Source organism: Roseibium suaedae (assembly GCF_900142725.1).
Taxonomy (GTDB): domain Bacteria; phylum Pseudomonadota; class Alphaproteobacteria; order Rhizobiales; family Stappiaceae; genus Roseibium; species Roseibium suaedae.
The window spans coordinates 718,891-739,870 of the sequence record NZ_FRBW01000002.1 but is presented as its reverse complement, the minus strand read 5'-3'; the positions used below and the strand labels follow the sequence as shown (position 1 = coordinate 739,870).

Below are 20,980 nucleotides of genomic sequence, written 5' to 3'. Positions count from 1 at the left end.
GCATGACACTCACCGCCGAAACCCAGTCCTTCCTTCAAGTCCGCCGGTCCCGGCCGCGGGCTTCTGCCGGTTCCATATCTTCAGGCGCGGTGAAATCCCGCGTCTATATTGTCATGGCCAGTTTCCTGATGGGTTTTCTGGTGATTGGCGGACGGCTGACCATGCTGGCGCAGATGGAAGAGCAGCCGTCCCAGGCGCTGATCTCCGCGCAGGATACGGTCGCAGCCTCCCGGCCCGACCTGCTGGACCGGAACGGCGAGATCCTGGCCACCGACATCAAGACCTCGTCGCTCTATGCCGAGCCGCGCCGCATCGTTGATGTGGATGAGGCAGTTGATGGCCTGACGCGTGTCTTGCCGGATCTGGACCGGGACATCGTGCAGCGCCGTCTCGACAGCCGCGCGGGGTTCGTCTGGCTCAAGCGCGAACTGACACCCGACCAGGTGACCAAGGTGCATAACCTGGGTCTTCCCGGTATCGGCTTCCTGTCGGAAAATCAGCGCTTCTATCCGGGCGGTCCGACTGCCGGTCACATCATCGGGTCGGTCAACATCGACAACCAGGGTCTGACCGGTATCGAGCGACATATCGACCAGCAATGGCTGTCCGATCTGCAGAAGCTCGGCTTTGCTTCCGACCGTCCCATGGAGCCGGTGAAGCTGGCGATGGATCTGCGTGTGCAGCATGTGGTGCGGGATGAACTGGTCAAGGCCATGGACCTCTATCAGGCCATTGCAGCAGTCGGCATCGTTCTGGATGTGAAGACCGGTGAAGTGGTCGCCATGTCCTCATTGCCGGACTATGACCCGAATGACCGGTCCCAGGCGCTCGAGCAGAAGCGCATGAACCGGGCGACCGGCGGCGTGTTCGAAATGGGCTCCGTGTTCAAGACCTTCACGACGGCCATGGCGCTTGATTCTGGGGCTGTCCGGATCACCGACAGCTTCGATGCGAGCCGTCCGGTGCGTGCTCACGGGCGGACGATTTCGGATTTCCACGGGAAAAACCGCATCCTTTCCGTGCCGGAAATCTTCATCTACTCGTCCAACGTCGGCACCATCAAGATGATGCTGACGAGCGGTATCGAGAAGGAGCAGGAGTTCTTCACCCGCCTTGGGCTCACCACCCGGCTGAAGACCGAACTGCCTGAAAATGCCGCCCCTCTGCTGCCTCCGAAATGGAACGAACTGGCTGCCATGACCATCTCTTTCGGTCACGGCATTTCGGTTACTCCGATGCAGACGGCTGTGGCTGCCGCTGCCCTCGTCAATGGCGGCACCCTTCTGCCCCCGACCTTCTTCCCGCGTACGCAGGAGCAGGCCAAGGCATTGGGAACGCGCGTTGTTTCAGAAGATGTGAGCCGCAAGATGCGCTACCTCTTCCGGCTAAACGTCACCGAACGCGGGGGGTCGGGCAAGCGGGCGGAAGTGCCCGGCTACGTGGTTGGCGGCAAGACCGGAACGGCGGAAAAGATCGAGCATGGCCGCTATGTTTCGAACAAGCGCCGCAACTCCTTCCTGTCCGCTTTCCCCATGGATGATCCGCGCTATGTGGTGCTGACGGTGATCGATGAACCCAAGCCTGAACGTCCGGGTTTGCCGGCGACCGCGGGCATGAACGCTGCCACGATGGTTGGAAACATCATCCGCCGGGCGGCTCCCATGCTTGGTGTGATGCCGCAGTTTCAGGACAGTGAAAAGCCGATTGAAGTATCTTATTAAGCGGCAAGGGAAACCGGCGGGGTCGCAGCCGTAATCCGGTTTCCAGATTGCCATATGACGACGCACAAACCGGATCGACGAATGACATGCAACTGCAACAGCTTGCTGCGGACCTGACGGTTCCGGACGGGGCCGGCAGCCTCGCAATTTCGGGTTTGACGGCAGACAGCCGCCAGGTGTTGCCCGGCTTTCTCTTTGCCGCACTGAAGGGTGTGCATGCAGATGGCGCAGGCTTTGCCGTGCAAGCCGCTGCAGCCGGGGCTGTTGCCATTCTCTGTGCGCAGGATGCCGTTGCAGGGCTCCGCGGCCAGCTGCCTGAAACTGTCGTGCTGCTTGGCTGCGAAGATCCGCGCCGCAGCCTTGCGCTTATGGCTGCCCGTTTCCATGCCGCCCAGCCTCAGGTCGTGGTCGCTGTCACCGGAACCAGCGGCAAGACATCTGTTGCAGAATTCACCCGCCAGATTTTCCAGAGTGCCGGTCACAAGTCCGCAAGCCTCGGAACGCTTGGAACCGTCACGGCCGATGGTCAGGGCTATGGCGGACTGACGACGCCGGATCCGGTTGGCCTGCACAAGGAACTGGATCGTCTGGCGCGTGATCACGTCACGCATCTGGCACTGGAGGCCTCAAGCCATGGCCTTGATCAGCACCGGCTGGATGGGGTGCGCCTGACGGCTGCCGCCTTTACCAACCTTGGCCGCGATCATATGGATTACCATCCGACGGTCGAGGACTATCTGACGGCCAAGCTGCGCCTGTTCCGCGACCTGTTGCCCAAGGGCGGCACGGTGGTGGTGGATCCGGGCGAGAAATATGCCGACCGGGTGATTTCAATTGCGCAGGACCGTGGACTTCAGCTTCTGACGGTTGGCGAAACGGGCAAGACCCTCAAGCTCACGGGATTGCGTCCCTCGGGCTTCGGTCAGGTCCTGACGCTGGAAACGCCGCGCGGCAACTACACTGTCACTCTGCCGCTGATCGGCCGTTTCCAGGTTTCCAATGCGCTGACGGCTGCAGGCCTCGCCATTGCCTCGGGTCTCGATACGGGGCCAGTGCTGCGGGCGCTTGAGAACATCAAGGGGGCTCCGGGCCGTCTTGAGTTTTCGGGCAAGACCAAGAGTGGCGGCCTCGTTGTGGTCGACTATGCCCACAAGCCGGATGCGCTGGAAAACGCCCTGGCGGCCCTGCGCCCGTTTGCGAGCGGCCGCCTTGGTGTGATCATCGGTGCTGGCGGCGACCGGGATCCGGGCAAGCGCCAGCTGATGGGCAAGGCTGCTCAGGAGCGGGCCGACTTCGTGATCGTTACCGATGACAATCCACGTTCCGAAGATCCGGCCCTGATCCGCAAAGCGGTTCTGAAAGGGGCTCCGGCTGCGCGCGAGATCGCGGACCGCGCTGAGGCCATCCGTGAAGGTGTCCGCCAGCTCAAGGCGGGTGATATTCTGTGTGTTGCCGGCAAGGGCCATGAAACGGGCCAGATTGTCGGCAACAGGGTGCTTCCCTTTTCAGACCATGACGCAGTTGCCGAGGCAATTGCGGAGCAGGAAAGTGCCATGGAGACCGGCGCATGAGCGAGCCGCTTTGGACCCGAGACGCATTTGTGGAAGCCACGGGCGGTGAGATCCGCGGTGAGGTCGCAGACCTCGTCACCGGCATTTCCATTGATAGCCGGACACTGCAGCCGGGCGATGCCTTCGTTGCAATTCTTGGCGACCGGTTTGACGGACATGATTTTACTGCGGCGGCTCTGGACGCGGGGGCGTCTCTTGCGCTTGTCGCAGCCGACCGGGTCAAGGATCTGCCGGAAGATGGCCGCTATGTGATCGTGGATGATCCGCTGGACGCCTTGCGCAAGCTTGGCGTGGCAGCCCGTGCCCGAACCCATGCGCGGATCGTTGCGGTCACCGGCTCCGTCGGCAAGACCAGCACCAAGGAAGCGCTGCGCCTGTGCCTTGAGCGGTCCGGCAAGGTCCATGCCTCTGTTGCCTCCTTCAACAATCACTGGGGCGTGCCCCTGACCCTGGCGCGGATGCCTGCGGACACGGAATATGGCGTGTTTGAAATCGGCATGAACCATGCCGGCGAGATCACGCCACTGGTGAAGATGGTGCGCCCGCATGTGGCGATCATCACCACGGTTCAGGCGGTGCATCTGGAGTTCTTTGGCTCGGTGGAGAAGATCGCAAAGGCCAAGGCCGAGATCTTTGACGGACTTGAGCCGGAAGGCGTTGCCATTTTGAACCGGGACAATGTCCAGTTCGATCTGCTCTGTTTCCTGGCCTCCGTCGCAGGCGTGCGCAATATCCGCACGTTCGGTGAGCGTCCGGGTGCCGATAGCGTAGCGGAAAAGGTCTCGCTTCAGCCGGGCAACTCCAGCGTTCAGGCGCAGATCCTGGGACAGGAACTGACCTACAAGATCGGCGCGGCCGGACGGCATCACGTCAAAAACACGCTTGCTGTGCTGACGGCTGTGGTCGAACTCGGCGCGGATCTGGCTCTTGCCGGATTGGCACTTGCCGACATGCGCTCGCCCAAAGGCCGCGGCGAGGTGACCGAACTGGAGGTCCAGGGCGGCACCATCAATCTCATCGATGAGAGCTACAACGCCAATCCGGCGTCCATGCGGGCGGCGCTTGCGGTCGTTGGTGAAGCGCCGGTCAAGCGTCCGGGACGCCGGGTCGCGGTTCTTGGCGACATGCGCGAGCTTGGCGAGGATTCCGAGCGGCTGCATGCGGAGCTGATCGATCCGGTCAAGCAGGCGGCAGTGGATGTCGTCTACTGCGCCGGTCCCTTCATGCATGCGCTATGGGATCAACTGCCCAAGGCGATCCGTGGAGCCTACAGCGACGAAGCCAAGGGCCTGACGGAAACGCTCCTGTCGGAAGTCCGCTCCGGCGACGTGATCATGATCAAGGGTTCCCTCGGCACCCGTATGGGGCCGCTTGTCGACGCCCTGAAGAAAGAATTCCCGCCCGTGGATGATACCGCGGCGGCTTGAGGACAAACGATGTTTTATTTCCTTGGCGATCTTGCCGACCAGATTTCAGCACTGAACGTGTTCCGCTACATCACGTTCCGGACGGGCGGGGCCATCATGACGGCCCTGCTGTTCGTGTTCCTCTTCGGTCCCCGCATCATTGCCAGCCTGCGCATCCGCCAGGGCAAGGGCCAGCCGATCCGTGCGGATGGTCCTGAAAGCCATCTTCTGAAGAAGGGCACGCCGACCATGGGCGGCCTGATGATCCTGTCCGGCACGCTGGCCGCAGCGCTGCTCTGGACGGATCTGAGCAACCCCTATGTCTGGATCGTCATCGGCGTCACCATCGGGTTCGGCCTGATCGGCTTTTATGATGACTACCTGAAGGTCACCAAGGCCTCGCACAAGGGCTTCGGCAGCAAGGCGCGTCTGGGCCTTGAGTTCCTGATTGCCGGGACCGCAGCCTTCATCGTTACCCTTCTGGATTCCCAGCCGTTCTCCACCTCGATCGGCTTTCCGTTCCTGAAGGACCTCACCATCAATCTCGGCATCTTCTTCATTCCCTTTGCAGCCTTTGTGATTGTCGGCGCGGGCAATGCCGTGAACCTGACGGATGGTCTTGACGGTCTTGCCATCGTGCCGGTGATGATCGCCTGCGCTTCCTTTGGCCTGATTGCGTACCTGACCGGTAACGCGGTTTTCGCCAGCTACCTGCAGATCCACCATGTTCCCGGCACCGGCGAACTGGCCGTGATCGCAGGCGCCGTGGTTGGCGCAGGTCTGGGCTTCCTGTGGTTCAATGCGCCGCCCGCCGCCATCTTCATGGGCGACACGGGTTCGCTCGCCCTTGGCGGCATGATCAGCGCCATCGCTGTCGCCACTAAGCATGAGATCGTTCTGGCCATCATCGGCGGCCTGTTCGTGCTCGAAGCCGTCTCCGTGATCGTGCAGGTGTTCTCCTTCAAGCTGACGGGCAAGCGCGTGTTCCGCATGGCGCCGATCCACCATCATTTCGAGCTGCAGGGCTGGACGGAATCTCAGGTCGTGATCCGTTTCTGGATCATTTCGGTGGTTCTGGCCCTTATCGGCCTCGCGACGCTGAAGCTGCGGTGAGGCCCAGATGATCCCGATCACCTGTCTTTCCGGCAAGCGTGTCGCCCTCTTCGGACTGGGCGGCTCAGGCCTGTCCACTGCCAAGGCTCTGGCCGCTGGTGGTGCGCATGTCGTTTGCTGGGACGATGCCGAAGCCCGCACGCAAACCGCCAAGGATGCCGGACTGTCCGTTGCGGATCTGCGCAATGAGGACTGGAGCGGTTTTTCCGCGCTTGTCCTGGCGCCTGGCGTTCCCTTGACCCATCCTGCGCCGCACTGGACTGTCGAGAAGGCACGGGCTGCAGGTGTCGAAATCATCGGTGACATTGAGCTTTTCTGCCGCGAGCGCCGTCTCGTGTGCCCGGAAGCTGTTCTGATTGCCATCACCGGCACCAACGGCAAGTCGACCACCACGGCCCTGATTGCCCATCTTCTGAAGACCCTTGGACGGGACACGGAAGTCGGCGGCAACATCGGCACGCCGGTCTTCGATCTGAAGCCGCTGGAAGCGGGCCGCCATTATGTCGTCGAGTGCTCTTCCTATCAGATCGATCTGGCGCCCTCGCTGGATCCGACGGTTGGCCTGCATATGAACCTGTCGCCGGATCATCTGGACCGGCACGGCAGCATGGAAAACTATGCAGCCATCAAGGAACGCCTGATCGCGGGCAGCCGGATTGCCGTTGTCGGTGTGGATGACGAGATGTCCGAGGCAATCGCCTCCCGTCAGGATCTGGCCCGCATGCCGGTCTGGCGCATTTCGGCCGCCGGTTCCCTGCGCGACGGGATCTATGCCGAATGGCCTGCTCTGTTTGAGGCTCACGATGGCGCTGCCGAAAAGGTCGCGGATCTCAGCGGCATTGACAGCTTGCGCGGCCAGCACAATGGCCAGAACGCTGCTGCTGCTTTTGCTGCGCTCAGAGCGCTCGGCATTCCGGCCACCGAGATCGCGCCTGCGCTTTCCAGTTTCCCGGGCCTGCATCACCGCATGGAGATGGTTGCCCGTGCCGGCAACATTCTGTTCGTCAACGACTCCAAGGCAACCAACGCGGACGCCGCTGCCCGTGCGCTGTCGAGCTTTGACCGGATCTACTGGATTGCGGGCGGCAAGGCCAAGGCGGGCGGGATCACACCGCTGGCCGAGTTCTTGCCGAAGATCGCCAAGGCCTATCTGATTGGTGAAGCCGCAAACGCTTTTGCCGAAACGCTCAAGGGCAAGGCCGAAGTCGAGATCAGCGGCACGCTGGACAAGGCCGTCCGTGACGCAGCCCGCGACGCGGCGCAGGACCCTGCTGCCGAGGTTGCCGTCTTGCTATCGCCGGCCTGCGCGTCCTTTGACCAGTATCCGAATTTTGAAATCCGGGGGACCGCCTTTGCCGAGGCTGTCCGGTCTCTGGATATCATCCGCTCCAGCGAGGAGGTTGCCTGATGGTTAGCCGCGCCGATCGAAGCCGCTTTGCCGAATGGTTGTGGACTGTGGACCACTACCTTCTGGCTGCCTTCCTGCTGCTGATGATCGGCGGTGTCGTGCTGTCCTTCGCCGCAAGCCCCCCCGTTGCCGCGCGCATCGGGGTGGAAACCTTCTATTTCGTCAAGCGCCAGGCCATGTTCATGCTGCCCGGCCTGATGATCATGCTGGCCGGTTCCCTGCTGACACCGCGCATGGTGCGGCGGGTTGCATTGGTGATCTTCATCATCTCGCTGATCATGATGGTGGCGACGCTGTTCCTCGGCATGGAAGCCAAGGGCTCCCGCCGCTGGATCTATGTCGCCGGCTTCTCCCTGCAGCCGTCTGAAACCCTGAAGCCCGCCTTCGTGGTTCTGGTCGCCTTCCTCCTGTCTGAGTCTGGCCGGCGGCGCGAAGTTCCGGGCGTCGCCTTCTCCGTGCTGCTGTTCGTCATGTGTGCGGCGCTGCTGATCGCCCAGCCGGACTTCGGCCAGACCATGCTGCTGGGCCTCGTCTGGGCCAGCCTGTTCTTCCTGAACGGCCTGCCATGGTTCGCGATCATGGGGCTCGGGGTCGCCGGGGTCGGGGGACTGGCGGCAGCCTATATGTTCCTGCCGCACGTGACCAACCGTGTGAACCGCTTCCTTGATCCGTCCTCTGGCGACACGTTCCAGGTGGATACGGCGATGGACTCGTTCCTGTCCGGCGGCTGGTTCGGCCGAGGGCCGGGGGAAGGCACCGTGAAACTGATCCTTCCGGATAGCCACACCGACTTTATCTTCGCGGTGGTCGCCGAGGAATTCGGCATCATCGTCTGCATGTTCATGGTTCTGATCTTCGCCTTCATCGTATTGCGCGGCCTCAGCCACGCCAGCAAGGATCAGGATGCTTTCAGCCGTCTGGCGACGGCTGGTCTCACGGTTCTCTTCGGTTTGCAGGCGGGCATTAATCTGGCGGTGAACCTGCACCTGATGCCGCCCAAGGGCATGACCCTGCCGTTCATTTCCTATGGCGGTTCTTCGCTTCTGTCCTCGGCCATGGTGGCAGGCGGCATTCTTGCGCTCACGCGCAAGCGCCCGCGCCCCAGCCATGTGGATGTGGTGACGATCAGCCGACTTTCCCCTTCGAGCCTGATGTAAGAGGCCGCAGACAAAGAATATGACCAAGCCGATTTTGCTTACTGCCGGTGGTACCGGTGGCCATTTGTTTCCCGCCCAGTCGCTGGCAAGCGAACTGATCCGGCGCGGCTATGACGTCGAGCTGGCCACGGATGAGCGCGCCGACAAATACGGCAGCGCCTTTCCTGCCCGGGATGTTCACATCATTGCCTCCGAAACCCTGCGGGGCCGCTCGCCGGTATCCATCATCAAGACGGGCCTCAGCCTGCTGCGTGGCACCTTGCAGGCCCGTTCGGTGATCAGGCGTCTGCAGCCATCCGTCGTCGTCGGCTTCGGTGGCTATCCGACCTTTCCGCCGATGTTTGCAGCAAGGATGACAGGCACGCCGTCGATCCTTCACGAAGCCAATGGAGTGATGGGCCGGGCAAACCGGATGCTGGCCAAGGGTGTGACAGCGATCGCCATTTCCTCGCCGCTGAAAGGGCTTGATCCTGCACTCGCTCGCAAATGCGTCGAGACTGGAAATCCGGTTCGCGATGCGGTGATCGATGCGGCGCGCGTACCTTATCCCGATCAGCAAGCAGACGGTCTTTTCCGCCTGTTGGTGTTCGGTGGCTCCCAGGGCGCCAAGTTCTTCTCCGATGCACTGCCGCCTGCCTTGAAGCTTCTGTCCGAGCCGCAGCGCGCAAGGCTGCACCTGGTGCAGCAGTGCCGCCCGGAGGATCTGGAGCGGGTGCGCGCCGAGTATCAGGCTCTCGGCATTCATGCGGAGCTGAACAGCTTCTTCACCGACATGCCGTCCCGGATTGCCGCGAGCCATCTAGTGATCTGCCGGTCAGGAGCATCGTCCGTGAGCGAACTGACGGCTATCGGCCGTCCGTCCATCCTTGTTCCGCTGCCCGGCGCGCTGGATCAGGACCAGATGGTCAACGCTCGCGGCCTTGAAGCCGTTGGCGGCGCTTTCGTCATCCCGCAAGGGGAACTGTCGGCCGAACGGCTGGCTCATGAAATCACGTGCCTGATGGGCACACCGGAAACCCTTCGCAAGGCCGCGGACGTGGCCCGCAGCCAGGGCAAGGCCGATGCAGTTCAGCGTCTGGCCGACCTGGTCGAGCAAGTGGCTTCCGGAGCAATCATTCTCAAAGGAGACGGCGCATGAAAATGCCGCAGGACATCGGTCCGATTCACTTCGTCGGGATCGGGGGCATCGGCATGAGCGGGATCGCCGAGGTGTTGAAAACCCTCGGCTATACCGTGCAAGGGTCGGACATGGCTGAAAACGCCAATGTGCAGCGTCTTCGCGAAAACGGCATCAAGGTGATGGTCGGTCATACGGCCGAGAACCTGGGTGACGCCGAAGTGCTGGTTGTCTCGTCCGCCATCAAGCGTGACAATCCGGAGCTGGTTGCGGCCCGCGAGCGTCTGATCCCCGTGGTCCGCCGCGCCGAGATGCTGGCCGAACTGATGCGCTTCAAGCAGGCCATCGCCATTGGCGGCACCCACGGCAAGACGACCACCACGTCCATGATCGCCGCGCTACTGGATGCCGGGACGCTGGATCCGACGGTCATCAACGGCGGCATCATCAACGCCTACGGCACAAATGCCCGCATGGGGGCAGGGGACTGGATGGTTGTGGAGGCCGATGAAAGCGACGGCACCTTCGTCAAGCTTCCGGCTGACGTTGCCGTTGTGACCAACATCGACCCCGAGCATCTGGATCACTATGGCGACTTCGCCGGTGTCCGCGCAGCCTTCCGCCAGTTCGTCGAGAACGTGCCCTTCTACGGCTTTGCGGTCATGTGCCTGGATCATCCGGAAGTGCAGACCCTGATCGGCCAGATCGAGGATCGCCGGATCGTCACCTATGGCACCAATCCGCAGGCGGATGTCCGCTTCACCAATGTCTCCATGGACGGTGGCCGGTCCCAGTTCTCCGTGACCATTCGTGATCGCCGCACTGGCGCGGTCACCGAGATCAACGATCTGGTTCTACCGATGCCGGGTCTTCACAATGTGTCCAACGCGACAGCGGCTATCGCGGTCGCCTGGCAGCTTGGGGTTTCCGCCGAACAGATCCGCAAGGGCCTCAGCGCCTTCGGCGGGGTGAAGCGCCGCTTCACCCACACGGGCAACGTCAATGGCATCGATGTCTTTGATGATTATGGCCACCACCCGGTCGAAATCCGCGCCGTGCTGCATGCCGCACGCGAGTCCTCCAAGGGCAAGGTCATCGCCGTGGTGCAGCCGCATCGCTACACCCGTCTGCACAGCCTGTTCGATGATTTTTCCAACTGCTTCAACGATGCCGATACGGTGATTGTCGCGCCGGTCTATGCGGCGGGCGAGCAGCCGATCGAAGGCGCAAGCCATCAGGATCTGGTCTCTGGTCTCAAGACGCGCGGGCACCGCTCTGTCGTTGCCATCGACGGTCCGGATCAGCTGGCATCTGTGGTGGCGGGTTTCGCCAAGCCGGGTGACTATGTGGTCTGCCTCGGGGCGGGGAACATCACCCAATGGGCCTATGCCCTGCCGGAAGGCCTGAAGAAGGCTCTGGAGGCAGGCGCGTGAGCTTTCCTGATCTCCTGCAAGAGATTTCCGGTCTGGGTGAAGGCATCCGGGGCTCGCTGGTGGCAAATCAGCCGTTGGCCGCGGTGACATGGTTCCGCGTCGGTGGACCGGCGCAGCTTCTGTTCCAGCCGGCGGACGAGGATGATCTGGCGCTGTTTCTCTCCAGGTTGCCGGAAGACATGCCGGTTCTGCCTGTCGGCCTCGGCTCCAATCTGTTGATCCGGGATGGCGGGCTTGAGGGTGTTGTCATCCGCCTGAGCGCCAAGGGATTTGGCAGTATCGAAGAGCTTGGCGGCAATCGTCTGCGGGCAGGGGCTGCTGTGCCGGACAAGCGTCTGGCGGAAGCCGCTGCCAAAGCTGGCCTCGGCGGTTTTGCCTTCTACACGGGCATCCCGGGCGGTGTCGGCGGCGCACTTCGCATGAATGCAGGAGCCCACGGCACGGAAACCTGCCAGCGGATGGTGGAACTGACGGCTGTCGACCGCAAGGGCGCGCGTCACGTGCTGACCAATGCGGACATGGATTACGCCTACCGCCATTCCGGCGCGTCGAAGGATCTGATCTTCACCGGCGCGGTGTTTGAAGGTCTTCCGGCCAGCGAGGAAACGATCCGGACCGAGATGGCCGAAGTGGTTGCGCACCGGGAAAAAGCCCAGCCGATCCGCGAGAAAACCGGAGGGTCCACATTCAAGAACCCGCCCGGCAACTCTGCCTGGAAGGTGATTGATGCAGCCGGTTGCCGTGGATTGACCATAGGCGGCGCACAAATGTCGGAATTGCATTGCAATTTCATGATCAACACCGGTTCGGCCACGGCTCATGATTTGGAGCTTCTGGGCGAAACGGTTCGCCAGCGGGTCTTCGCCGACAGCGGCGTCAAGCTGGAGTGGGAAATCAAGCGGCTGGGAAAGCCGGGCGGGGAGGGCGCGATCAAGCCCTTCCTTGGCAGCCTTGAGGAGCAGGATTGATGGCAGGCAAACACGTTGCGGTACTGATGGGCGGCTGGGTCAATGAACGGCCTGTCAGCCTTTCGTCCGGGAATGCCTGTGCGACGGCTCTGGAAGAGGCCGGCTACCGTGTCACGAGGGTAGATGTGGACCGGGACGTTTCGGCTGTCCTGAAGGCTCTGAAGCCCGATGTGGCCTTCAATGCGCTGCATGGCCCGTTCGGCGAGGACGGCTGCATTCAGGGCATCCTGGAATTTCTTGAGATCCCATACACCCATTCCGGCGTCATGGCGTCGTCTGTGGCAATGAACAAGATCAAGGCCAAAGCGGTCATGGCAGCGGCCGGCGTTAAGGTTACCGACCACTTAATCGTTAACCGTTTTGAAATTGGCAATCAGCACCCGATGAAGCCGCCTTACGTGATCAAACCGATCAACGAAGGCTCCAGTTTCGGGGTGCTGATCGTGAAGGATGACAACCCTTACCCGCCACAGGAACTGACCAGCGAAGAATGGCGGTATCCCGACGTTTTGATGTGCGAACGCTACATTTCCGGGCGTGAGTTGACCTGTGGTGTGATGGGCGACAGGGCCCTTGGCATCATCGACATCATTCCGACGGGGCCGGGCTTCTACGACTACGATGCAAAATATGCAAAAGGTGGGTCAAAACACATTCTTCCTGCAAAACTTTCACCGATTGTTTACCAAGAAGTACAGACACTAGCGTTAAAGGCGCATCAGGCGCTCGGATGCCGGGGAGTCTCCCGGGCCGATTTCCGGTTCGATGAACGGGAAGACGGAAGTTACGAGCTGATTTGCCTAGAAGTGAACACACAGCCAGGCATGACGCCTACCTCTCTGGTGCCGGAAATGGCAGCGCATGAGGGGTTGAGTTTTCAGGACCTGGTCAGCTGGATGGTCGAGGACGCAAGTTGCTGTCGATAGGACGAAACAGGAAACGGGAAGCTTTGTCGCCGGTGGAAGCCCAGTTGGCTCCGCGTGGCCGTGGCGTATCCCGTCTGCATCGTCAGCCGGTGTGGCGGGCGGCGGGGCGGCTTGCCGACCTGCCCCAGTGGACCGGCTCGGCAGCAGCCCTGGCATTCCTTGGATTGACGATTGGCTACGGCATCATTCTCGGCGGTTACGGCCGGGAAGTGTCCGACGCGCTGCTGACCAGCGCCGGTCTCGGCATCGAGACGGTGAAGCTATCCGGCCAGCGCGAAATTGCAGAGTTCCAGATCCTCGAAGCTCTCGAGATCCAGGAAGGCGCCTCGCTGGCGCTGTATGACGCCGAGGCGGCACGCGACCGTCTCGACCATATCGCCTGGGTCAAGAACGCTTCGGTTCAGAAGCTCTATCCGAACACCCTCAAGATCAATCTTGAGGAACGTATTCCCTACGCCCTGTGGCAGCGCGGCGAAACGGTTTCCATCATCACGGAAAAGGGTGACGTGATCACCGATGATGTCGATGGCCGTTACGCCAATCTGCTCCTGGTCGTGAACCACGGTGCGCAGCGCCGTGCTGGTGAAATCATCAACGCGCTGGACAAGGTTCCGGAACTGCGCCCGCGTGTACGTGCAGCCTTCCTGGTTGGTCAGCGCCGTTGGGATCTGATGCTGGAGAACGGCATTTCTATCCGCCTGCCCGAACATGATGTCGATGCGGCATTGGCCGACCTGGTGAAAATGGACGATGAAAGCGGCCTTCTGGCCCGTGACATTCTGGCGGTGGACATGCGGCTCCCGGACCGGGTCGTCGTGCGTCTGTCCGATGAAGCTCTGGAACGGCGCAAGTCCGGGACGAGCAAGGATCAACTCGTGAAGTTGGAGCGCCGCACATGAGCCGTTCCTCTTCCCACATCTATCTGCCGCGCATGCGCCCGCTTCCGGGCCGCCGCGCTGTGGTCATGTCCGTTCTCGACATCGGCTCGACCAAGGTCTGCTGCCTGATTGCCAAGCTGACCCCGCGCGAAGACGGTGACGTTCTCAAGGGCCGCACCCATTCGGTCGAAGTGCTGGGCTACGGCTACCAGCGGTCCCGGGGTGTGAAGTCCGGTGTGATCGTCGACATGGACGCCGCCGAGCAGGCGATCCGCCTGGCGGTGGATAGCGCCGAGCGCATGGCCGGTGTCACGGTTGAATCTCTGGTTGCCAACGTCAGCTGCGGCCGCCTGCAGAGCGAGATCTTCTCCGCTGCCGTGCCGCTGACCGGTGACAGCGTTTCGGAATCCGACATTCAGCGGGTTCTGTCCGCCGGCTCGTCCCATTCGGTCACCGAAGGCCGGGTCGTGACCCACGCGCTGCCGATCTCCTATTCGCTGGACGGCAACCGCGGCATTCGGGATCCGCGCGGCATGATGGGCCACAAGCTCAGTGTCGACATGCAGGTCGTGACCGCAGAAATCCCGCAGGTTCGGAACCTGGAGCTGTGCATCAGTCGTGGCCACCTGCATGTGGAAACCCTGGTTGCCACGCCATTTGCCAGCGGTCTTTCGACCCTGGTCGACGACGAGACCGAGCTCGGTGTCGCCTGTATCGACATGGGCGGCGGCACAACGACCCTTTCCGTGTTTGTCGAAGGCCAGATGGTGCATCTCGATGCCATCGCCGTCGGCGGCAACCACGTCACAACAGATATCGCACGGGCCTTCGCCACGCGCCTTCAGGACGCTGAACGGCTGAAGACCCTGCATGGATCACCGATCGCCAGCAGCTCGGACGACCGTGACATGCTCACGGTCCCGCCGCTGGAAACGGACGGTGATCTGCCCCATCAAATCCCCCGGTCGGCTCTGACGCGTGTCATCCGTCCCCGGGTGGAAGAGATCCTTGAACTCGTAAGGGATCGCCTGACAGCCTCCGGTTTCGCCGGACGGGTTGGCAAGCAGATCGTTTTGACTGGCGGAGCCAGCCAGCTTACGGGTCTGAGTGAAGTTGCGCGCCGGGTCCTGGGGCGTAACGTTCGTCTCGGCAGGCCCTTAGGGGTTGCCGGTCTCCCGGAGGCTGCCAAGGGCCCGGCTTTTGCCGCTGCAGTTGGCCTTCTGATCTATCCGCAGGTCGCCCAGATCGAGCAGTTCGAGCACAGGAACAGCCGTTCGGGGTGGATGCGACAGTCTGGTTATCTCGCCCGGGTGGGCCAGTGGATCAGGGAAAGTTTCTGACGAAATGAGCGCAGGACAGGAACCGCCGGTAACGGCTGAGGAAGTTAGGGAAGAAGCGGAGACCTCCAAGAAGGAGGCTCCATTGGGTCGCGAGGATAATATGACCATCAACCTGAAGATGCCCGATATTCAGGAGCTGAAGCCGCGTATCACGGTCTTCGGCGTCGGCGGCGCGGGCGGAAACGCCGTCAATAACATGATCACTGCCGGCCTCCAGGGTTGCGACTTCGTTGTCGCAAACACGGACGCTCAGGCCCTTGCCATGAACCACGCCGAACGTCTGATCCAGATGGGCGTCGCGGTCACGGAAGGTCTTGGCGCAGGCTCTCAGCCGGAAGTCGGCTGCGCAGCTGCCGAGGAAGTGATCGACGAGATCAACGACCACCTGTCCGGTTCGCACATGGTGTTCATCACTGCCGGTATGGGCGGTGGCACCGGTACCGGCGCGGCTCCTGTCATTGCACGGGCGGCCCGCGAGCAGGGTATACTGACGGTAGGTGTGGTTACCAAGCCGTTCCAGTTCGAAGGCGCCCGCCGCATGCGGATCGCCAACTCGGGCATCGAAGAGCTTCAGCGCAACGTTGACACTCTGATCGTCATTCCGAACCAGAACCTGTTCCGGATCGCGAATGCACAGACCACCTTCGCCGACGCTTTTGCGATGGCTGACCAGGTTCTCTATTCCGGTGTTGCCTGCATCACCGACCTGATGGTCAAGGAAGGTCTCATCAACCTCGACTTCGCCGACGTCCGCTCTGTGATGCGCGGAATGGGCAAGGCGATGATGGGTACCGGTGAAGCTTCCGGTGAAAAGCGCGCCCAGCAGGCCGCTGAAGCCGCGATCGCGAACCCGCTGCTCGACGAATCCTCCATGAAGGGTGCCAAGGGCCTCCTCATCTCGATCACGGGCGGCAACGACCTGACCCTGTTCGAAGTTGACGAAGCTGCGACCCGTATCCGCGAGGAAGTCGACGCAGACGCCAACATCATTCTCGGTGCAACCTTCGACGAAAGCCTGGATGGCATCATCCGCGTCTCCGTCGTGGCCACCGGCATCGACCGCGAAGGCGATCTGGCAGCCATGCAGGCTCCCCAGCATCAGCCGACCATCACGACCCGTCCGGCAGCAGCACCGGCACCGGCTCCTGCGGCCTCTGCTCCGCGCGCCATGGATGCATCTGCCCGTGCAGTTGCCAGCCTGGAACGTGAACTGTCGATCCCGGCAGCTCCGGCTCCGCGTCCGATTGCAGCCGCTTCTGATCCGGAAGTTGAAATCAAGCCGTTTCAGCCGAATGAAGACATGCTGAGCAACAAGGCTTCTCTGGTTGATCTGGAAGAAGCGCCGGTTACCAAGATGGAAGCCGAGCCGGTCAGCCGTCCGTACATTCCGCCGGTTGCCGAAACGCACACTCCGGCCCCGCGCATGCCGCGCGTGGAAGATTTCCCGCCGATCGCTCAGCGTGAAATCCTGCAAAAGGCTGCTGCAAACACGGCTCCGGCACAGGCTCCTGTTCAGGCCCATGCTCCGGCTCCGCAGCCGGTCCAGGCCGCTGCTCCCCAGCCGGTTCAGGCCCATGAGCATCACGCCGAAGACTACGGTCATGAAGATGACCGCCGTCCGATGGGTCTGCTGCGCCGCCTCGCAAGTGGTCTTGGCCGCCGCGAAGAGCATGAAGAAGCCGAAGCTCACCACGAAGCGCCTGCCGCTCCGCGGATGGCCGCTCCGGTTCAGGCACCGCGTCCGGCAGCTGCTCCTGCTCCGCGTCCTGCACAGCGTCCTGCAGCTCACGCTGCCGGTCAGCTCGACACCACCGGCCGTGCAATGCCGAAGGCTCCGAGCGCTGCTGACGACGACCAGCTGGAAATCCCGGCGTTCCTGCGCCGCCAGGCCAACTGAGTCGCGACCGACCCTGCTTCCCTGCCTCTGCAGCCCGTTACATTCGTAACGGGCTGCTTTGTTTTTCTGGAAATTTCCGTATTTGCTTCAATGGCTTACGGTTGCGCGAAGCGTAACAAACCGTAATAAAGCTTTATTTCAGCTTCAGGGCCTGCCCGAGTATGTTCATGCTCAAATTTGAACGTTAACCCTCCGTAAGGGACGATCGTCCCCGGTTGACGTGGGCAGAACCAAAGGCAACAGCATGACACAGTACATTGATCGCCAGACCACTCTCGCGGATCAGGTCACGCTGACGGGTATTGGTGTTCACTCCGGCAAGCCCGCCTCCATCACCCTTGTTCCGGCCGATGCCGGCACCGGTATCCTCTTCCATCGCACGGATGTTGAAGCCGCCGCTGAAATGCCGGCGCTCTGGGACCGGGTGACACAGACCTCTCTTCAGACCGTTCTTGGCGATCCGTTCCAGAACGGCCTGTCCACCGTTGAGCACCTCATGGCTGCCCTGCGCGGCCTCGGCGTCGACAATCTGATTGTCGAGATCGATGGCCCGGAAATGCCGATCATGGACGGCAGCAGCGCGGACTTCGTTGAAGCCATCGACCAGGTCGGCCTGAAGCGCCTTGACCGTGGCCGCCGCTACCTGCGCGTCAAGAAGCCGGTTCGCGTGGACAATGGCAATTCCTGGTGTGAGCTTCTGCCCCACGAAGGCAGCCACTTCGACATCACCATCGAGTTTGATACTCCGTTGATCGGTCGTCAGCGCTTTGCATCCGACATGACGCCGGATGTGTTCCGCAATGAACTTTCCCGCGCACGCACGTTCGGCAACGTCAGCGACGTCGAGCAGCTCTGGAAGATGGGCTTTGCGCTCGGCTCTTCCCTTGAGAACTCCGTTGCCATCAAGGACGACAAGGTCCTCAATCCGGAAGGCACCCGCTGGGTGGACGAGTTCGTTCGTCACAAGGCGCTGGATGCTGTTGGCGATCTCGCGCTTGCCGGTCTGCCGATCCTTGGCCTCTACCGCTCCTACAAGGGCGGTCACAAGATGAACAACGCGATTCTGATCAAGCTGTTCGCCGACAAGAGCGCTTACGAGATCGTCGAGATGCCTGCATTCCGGGAAGTCGGGCATGCGGAAAAGGTTGGTCTGGCAATGGCCGCCTTCGGTCCGGACGTTTCTTAAGGTTTTCCGAAGCTTTTCCAGAGAGGCCGCCTACGGGCGGCTTCGACGTTTCAGGAGCCAATTTCGAGCCGCCGCCACAAAATTGCTCAAAAAAAACGACAGATGGCCAATGAGGGGCGTGACGAAGGCGGTTCATATCCGTTAAACAGCCACGATACATCTGCCATGAACATCCGCCGGTGGCCATTTGGAGCCGAGCGGCGTGAGGAGTGCCTGGGGTGATTTTTATGAAGTCTAACGGCAAGGATTTTCGCGAAGGCCGGACCGCACTGATGATGCGGATCGCGCTTCTGGGCTTGCCGCTTGCCCTTGGTGCTTGTGCCTCGTCGAAGGATGACGACGATCTGGCTCTCAATGATGTTCCGGCTGCCACCCTTTATGATGAAGGCCTTGCCCTTCGTTCCCAGGGCAAGCTGAGCGCCGCTTCCAAGAAATTCGAGGAATTGGACCGCGTTTATCCCTATTCGGAATACGCGAAGAAGTCCCTCGTCAACATGGCGTATCTGAACTACAGCCGCGGCAAGTACACCGAGGCCATTTCTGCTGCTCAGCGCTTCCTGACCCTGTTCCCGGGCAATGAAGATGCAGCCTACGCGCTCTACATCATCGGTCAGAGCTACTTCAAGCAGATGCCGGACATCACCCGTGATCAGGGCATGACGGAAAAGGCTGCTGCTTCCTTCAACGAGCTGCTGCAGCGCTACCCTGATTCGGAATATGCCGAAGACGCGGAAAAGAAGCTGCGCATTGCCCACGACCAGCTCGGCGGCAAGGAAATGCAGGTTGGCCGTTTCTATCTGGAACGCCGCAACTATGTCGCGGCAATCAACCGCTTCAAGACGGTTGTCCTGCAGTACCAGACCACCCGCCATGTGGAAGAAGCGCTGTTCCGCCTCACCGAGTCCTACTATTCGCTGGGCGTCGTGACCGAAGCTCAGACCGCTGCCGCGGTTCTCGGCCACAACTTCCCGGACAGCAACTGGTACAAGGATGCCTACGCCCTGCTAAGCAAGGGTGGGTATGAGCCGTCCGAAGACACTGGCAGCTGGATCAGCAAGGCATTCAAGGGTATCACAGTCTTCTGACATCGTTCGGAGCTCTGTAATCCATGCTGGTGACGCTGGCCATTCGCGACATCGTCCTGATTGACCGCCTTGATCTTGAGTTTTCTGCAGGCATGAGTGTCCTCACCGGCGAGACCGGTGCGGGCAAATCCATCCTGCTGGACTCGCTGTCGCTGGCTCTTGGCGGGCGCGGCGATGCGGATCTCGTCCGTCATGGTGAGGCACAGGGGCAGGTGACTGCCGTCTTTGATGTCCCCGCAGATCATCCAGTCCGCAGTCTGCTGCGTGAGAACGATGTGGCCGACGATGGCGATGTGATCTTGCGCCGGATCCAGACCGCAGACGGACGAACCCGCGCCTTCATCAATGATCAGCCGGTCAGTGTGGGTCTGATGCGTCAGGCGGGTCTTCTGCTCGTCGAAATTCATGGTCAGCATGATGACCGGGCGCTTGTCGATCCCGAATCCCACCGGGAGCTGGTGGACAGTTTCGCCGGGCTCAGCGGTGATGTGGCCGGTGTCTCCGAAGCCTGGATGGCCATGCGCCAGTCCGAAAAGGCCGTGAAGGATCATCTGGCCCGCATCGAGACTGCCCGCAAGGAAGCCGATTTCCTGAAGAGCGCCGTCGAGGAGCTTTCCCGCCTCGCCCCCAAGCAGGGCGAGGAGGATGCGCTGGCCGAGCGCCGTGCGTCCATGATGCAGGTGGAAAAGATCGCTGGCGATCTCAACGAAGCCTTCGACACATTGAACGGCACGTCCTCTCCCATCCCGGAACTTGCCAGCCTGTTGCGCCGGATGGAGCGCAAGGTCGAGCATGCGCTGTCCATGCTGACCGGACCTGTTGCCTCGCTGGCCTCCGCGCTCGACAGCCTGGAAGAAGCGCGTTCCGGCCTCGAAAGCGCCCTGCGCGAGACGGATTTCGATCCGCGTGAGCTGGAAAATGTCGAGGAACGCCTGTTTGCTCTGAGAGCGGCCAGCCGCAAGTTCTCCGTACCGGTGGATGAGCTCCCTGTCCTTGCCAAGCGCATGGCCGAAGATCTGGCCGAGCTGGATGCGGGTGAAGACAAGCTTGCAGCGCTTGAAGCTGCTGCCGTCAAGGCGCGTGAGGTCTATGACGCCAAGGCTTTGAAGCTCTCGGCCAAGCGTGAAAAGGCAGCCCGCAAGCTGGAGCAGGCGGTGGCAGGTGAGTTGCCGTCGCTGAAACTTGAGCGTGCCCGTTTCATTGTCGAGATGGCAAGCGATGCGGACAACCGCGCCCGCACCGGCATCGATCAGCTGGAATTCCACGTTCAGACCAACCCGGGCACCCGTCCGGGGCCAATGATGAAGGTTGCGTCCGGCGGTGAATTGTCCCGGTTCCTGCTGGCCTTGAAGGTCTCCCTTGCGGACAAGGGCTCTGCGCCAACGCTTGTTTTCGATGAAATCGATACGGGAGTTGGCGGTGCGGTCGCCGAGGCGATCGGCGTGCGCCTTGCCCGGCTTGCGGCCACCGTTCAGGTGCTCACCGTCACCCATGCGCCGCAGGTGGCTGCCCGCGCCGAAGGGCATTTCCTGATTTCCAAGGAAGAAGCAGACCCGAGCCGCGTTGCGACACGCGTCCGGCAGATCGAGGAAAGCCATCGCCGCGAGGAAATCGCGCGGATGCTCGCAGGCAGCGTCATCACGGAAGAGGCCCGGGCAGCGGCCGGAAAGCTGTTGCTGGAAGCGGCAAACTGACGGGCAAACAGACGTGAGCATCTTGCCTGGCTGCGATGCGGCGAAGATCGGTGACTGCAACAAAAGAAAACGGACTGACC

At 61.6% G+C, this 20,980-nt stretch carries 16 protein-coding genes; all 16 read left to right on the top strand.

Features of this window, described 5'->3' with window-relative positions; all coding sequences use genetic code 11:
* Positions 1–2: 2 nt before the first annotated feature.
* Positions 3–1,721 carry a peptidoglycan D,D-transpeptidase FtsI family protein gene (locus BUA94_RS10460; RefSeq protein ID WP_073012718.1) on the top strand — a complete coding sequence of 573 codons (1,719 nt, stop codon included), beginning with the start codon at positions 3–5 and terminating at the stop codon, positions 1,719–1,721.
* A gap of 86 nt (positions 1,722–1,807) precedes the next feature.
* Positions 1,808–3,292: a UDP-N-acetylmuramoyl-L-alanyl-D-glutamate--2,6-diaminopimelate ligase gene (locus tag BUA94_RS10455; RefSeq protein ID WP_073012715.1), complete on the top strand. Its 1,485-nt coding sequence runs from the start codon at positions 1,808–1,810 to the stop codon at positions 3,290–3,292.
* Positions 3,289–4,719, top strand: a complete 1,431-nt coding sequence (locus tag BUA94_RS10450; RefSeq protein WP_073012711.1) for a UDP-N-acetylmuramoylalanyl-D-glutamyl-2,6-diaminopimelate--D-alanyl-D-alanine ligase — start codon at positions 3,289–3,291, stop codon at positions 4,717–4,719. Before BUA94_RS10455 ends, BUA94_RS10450 begins: the two co-directional genes overlap by 4 nt.
* Before the next feature lie 9 nt (positions 4,720–4,728).
* A complete protein-coding gene (gene mraY, locus BUA94_RS10445) occupies positions 4,729–5,811 on the top strand; it encodes a phospho-N-acetylmuramoyl-pentapeptide-transferase (RefSeq protein ID WP_073012707.1) in 1,083 nt (360 codons plus the stop codon).
* Positions 5,812–5,818: 7 nt separating this feature from the next.
* Positions 5,819–7,219 carry a UDP-N-acetylmuramoyl-L-alanine--D-glutamate ligase gene (gene murD / locus BUA94_RS10440; RefSeq protein ID WP_073012704.1) on the top strand — a complete coding sequence of 467 codons (1,401 nt, stop codon included), beginning with the start codon at positions 5,819–5,821 and terminating at the stop codon, positions 7,217–7,219.
* On the top strand, positions 7,219–8,376 hold the full coding sequence (locus BUA94_RS10435) for an FtsW/RodA/SpoVE family cell cycle protein (RefSeq protein WP_073012702.1): 1,158 nt from the start codon (positions 7,219–7,221) through the stop codon (positions 8,374–8,376). Before murD ends, BUA94_RS10435 begins: the two co-directional genes overlap by 1 nt.
* A 19-nt stretch (positions 8,377–8,395) precedes the next feature.
* Entirely contained in the window at positions 8,396–9,514 is a 1,119-nt protein-coding gene (gene murG / locus BUA94_RS10430) for an undecaprenyldiphospho-muramoylpentapeptide beta-N-acetylglucosaminyltransferase (protein WP_073012700.1), read from the top strand.
* Positions 9,511–10,926: a UDP-N-acetylmuramate--L-alanine ligase gene (gene murC / locus BUA94_RS10425; protein WP_073012698.1), complete on the top strand. Its 1,416-nt coding sequence runs from the start codon at positions 9,511–9,513 to the stop codon at positions 10,924–10,926. Before murG ends, murC begins: the two co-directional genes overlap by 4 nt.
* Complete coding sequence (murB, locus tag BUA94_RS10420; RefSeq protein WP_073012696.1) at positions 10,923–11,894, top strand: UDP-N-acetylmuramate dehydrogenase; 972 nt, start codon at positions 10,923–10,925, stop codon at positions 11,892–11,894. The genes murC and murB overlap by 4 nt, the downstream gene beginning before the upstream one ends.
* Positions 11,894–12,820 (top strand): D-alanine--D-alanine ligase, encoded by a 927-nt coding sequence (locus BUA94_RS10415; protein WP_073012694.1) that lies wholly within the window; start codon positions 11,894–11,896, stop codon positions 12,818–12,820. Before murB ends, BUA94_RS10415 begins: the two co-directional genes overlap by 1 nt.
* Positions 12,821–12,852: 32 nt before the next feature.
* Positions 12,853–13,719 carry a cell division protein FtsQ/DivIB gene (locus BUA94_RS10410; RefSeq protein ID WP_235860572.1) on the top strand — a complete coding sequence of 289 codons (867 nt, stop codon included), beginning with the start codon at positions 12,853–12,855 and terminating at the stop codon, positions 13,717–13,719.
* The gene (ftsA, locus tag BUA94_RS10405) at positions 13,716–15,038 is read left to right on the top strand and encodes a cell division protein FtsA (RefSeq protein WP_073012688.1); all 1,323 of its coding nucleotides are present in this window, start codon (positions 13,716–13,718) and stop codon (positions 15,036–15,038) included. The genes BUA94_RS10410 and ftsA overlap by 4 nt, the downstream gene beginning before the upstream one ends.
* 100 nt (positions 15,039–15,138) lie before the next feature.
* Positions 15,139–16,935, top strand: a complete 1,797-nt coding sequence (ftsZ, locus tag BUA94_RS10400; RefSeq protein WP_073013815.1) for a cell division protein FtsZ — start codon at positions 15,139–15,141, stop codon at positions 16,933–16,935.
* 244 nt (positions 16,936–17,179) lie between these two features.
* Positions 17,180–18,121 (top strand): UDP-3-O-acyl-N-acetylglucosamine deacetylase, encoded by a 942-nt coding sequence (gene lpxC, locus BUA94_RS10395; RefSeq protein WP_073012685.1) that lies wholly within the window; start codon positions 17,180–17,182, stop codon positions 18,119–18,121.
* 227 nt (positions 18,122–18,348) lie between these two features.
* Positions 18,349–19,206 (top strand): outer membrane protein assembly factor BamD, encoded by an 858-nt coding sequence (locus BUA94_RS10390; RefSeq protein WP_073012682.1) that lies wholly within the window; start codon positions 18,349–18,351, stop codon positions 19,204–19,206.
* Between the two features lie 23 nt (positions 19,207–19,229).
* Positions 19,230–20,900: a DNA repair protein RecN gene (recN, locus tag BUA94_RS10385; protein ID WP_073012679.1), complete on the top strand. Its 1,671-nt coding sequence runs from the start codon at positions 19,230–19,232 to the stop codon at positions 20,898–20,900.
* Positions 20,901–20,980: the final 80 nt, after the last annotated feature.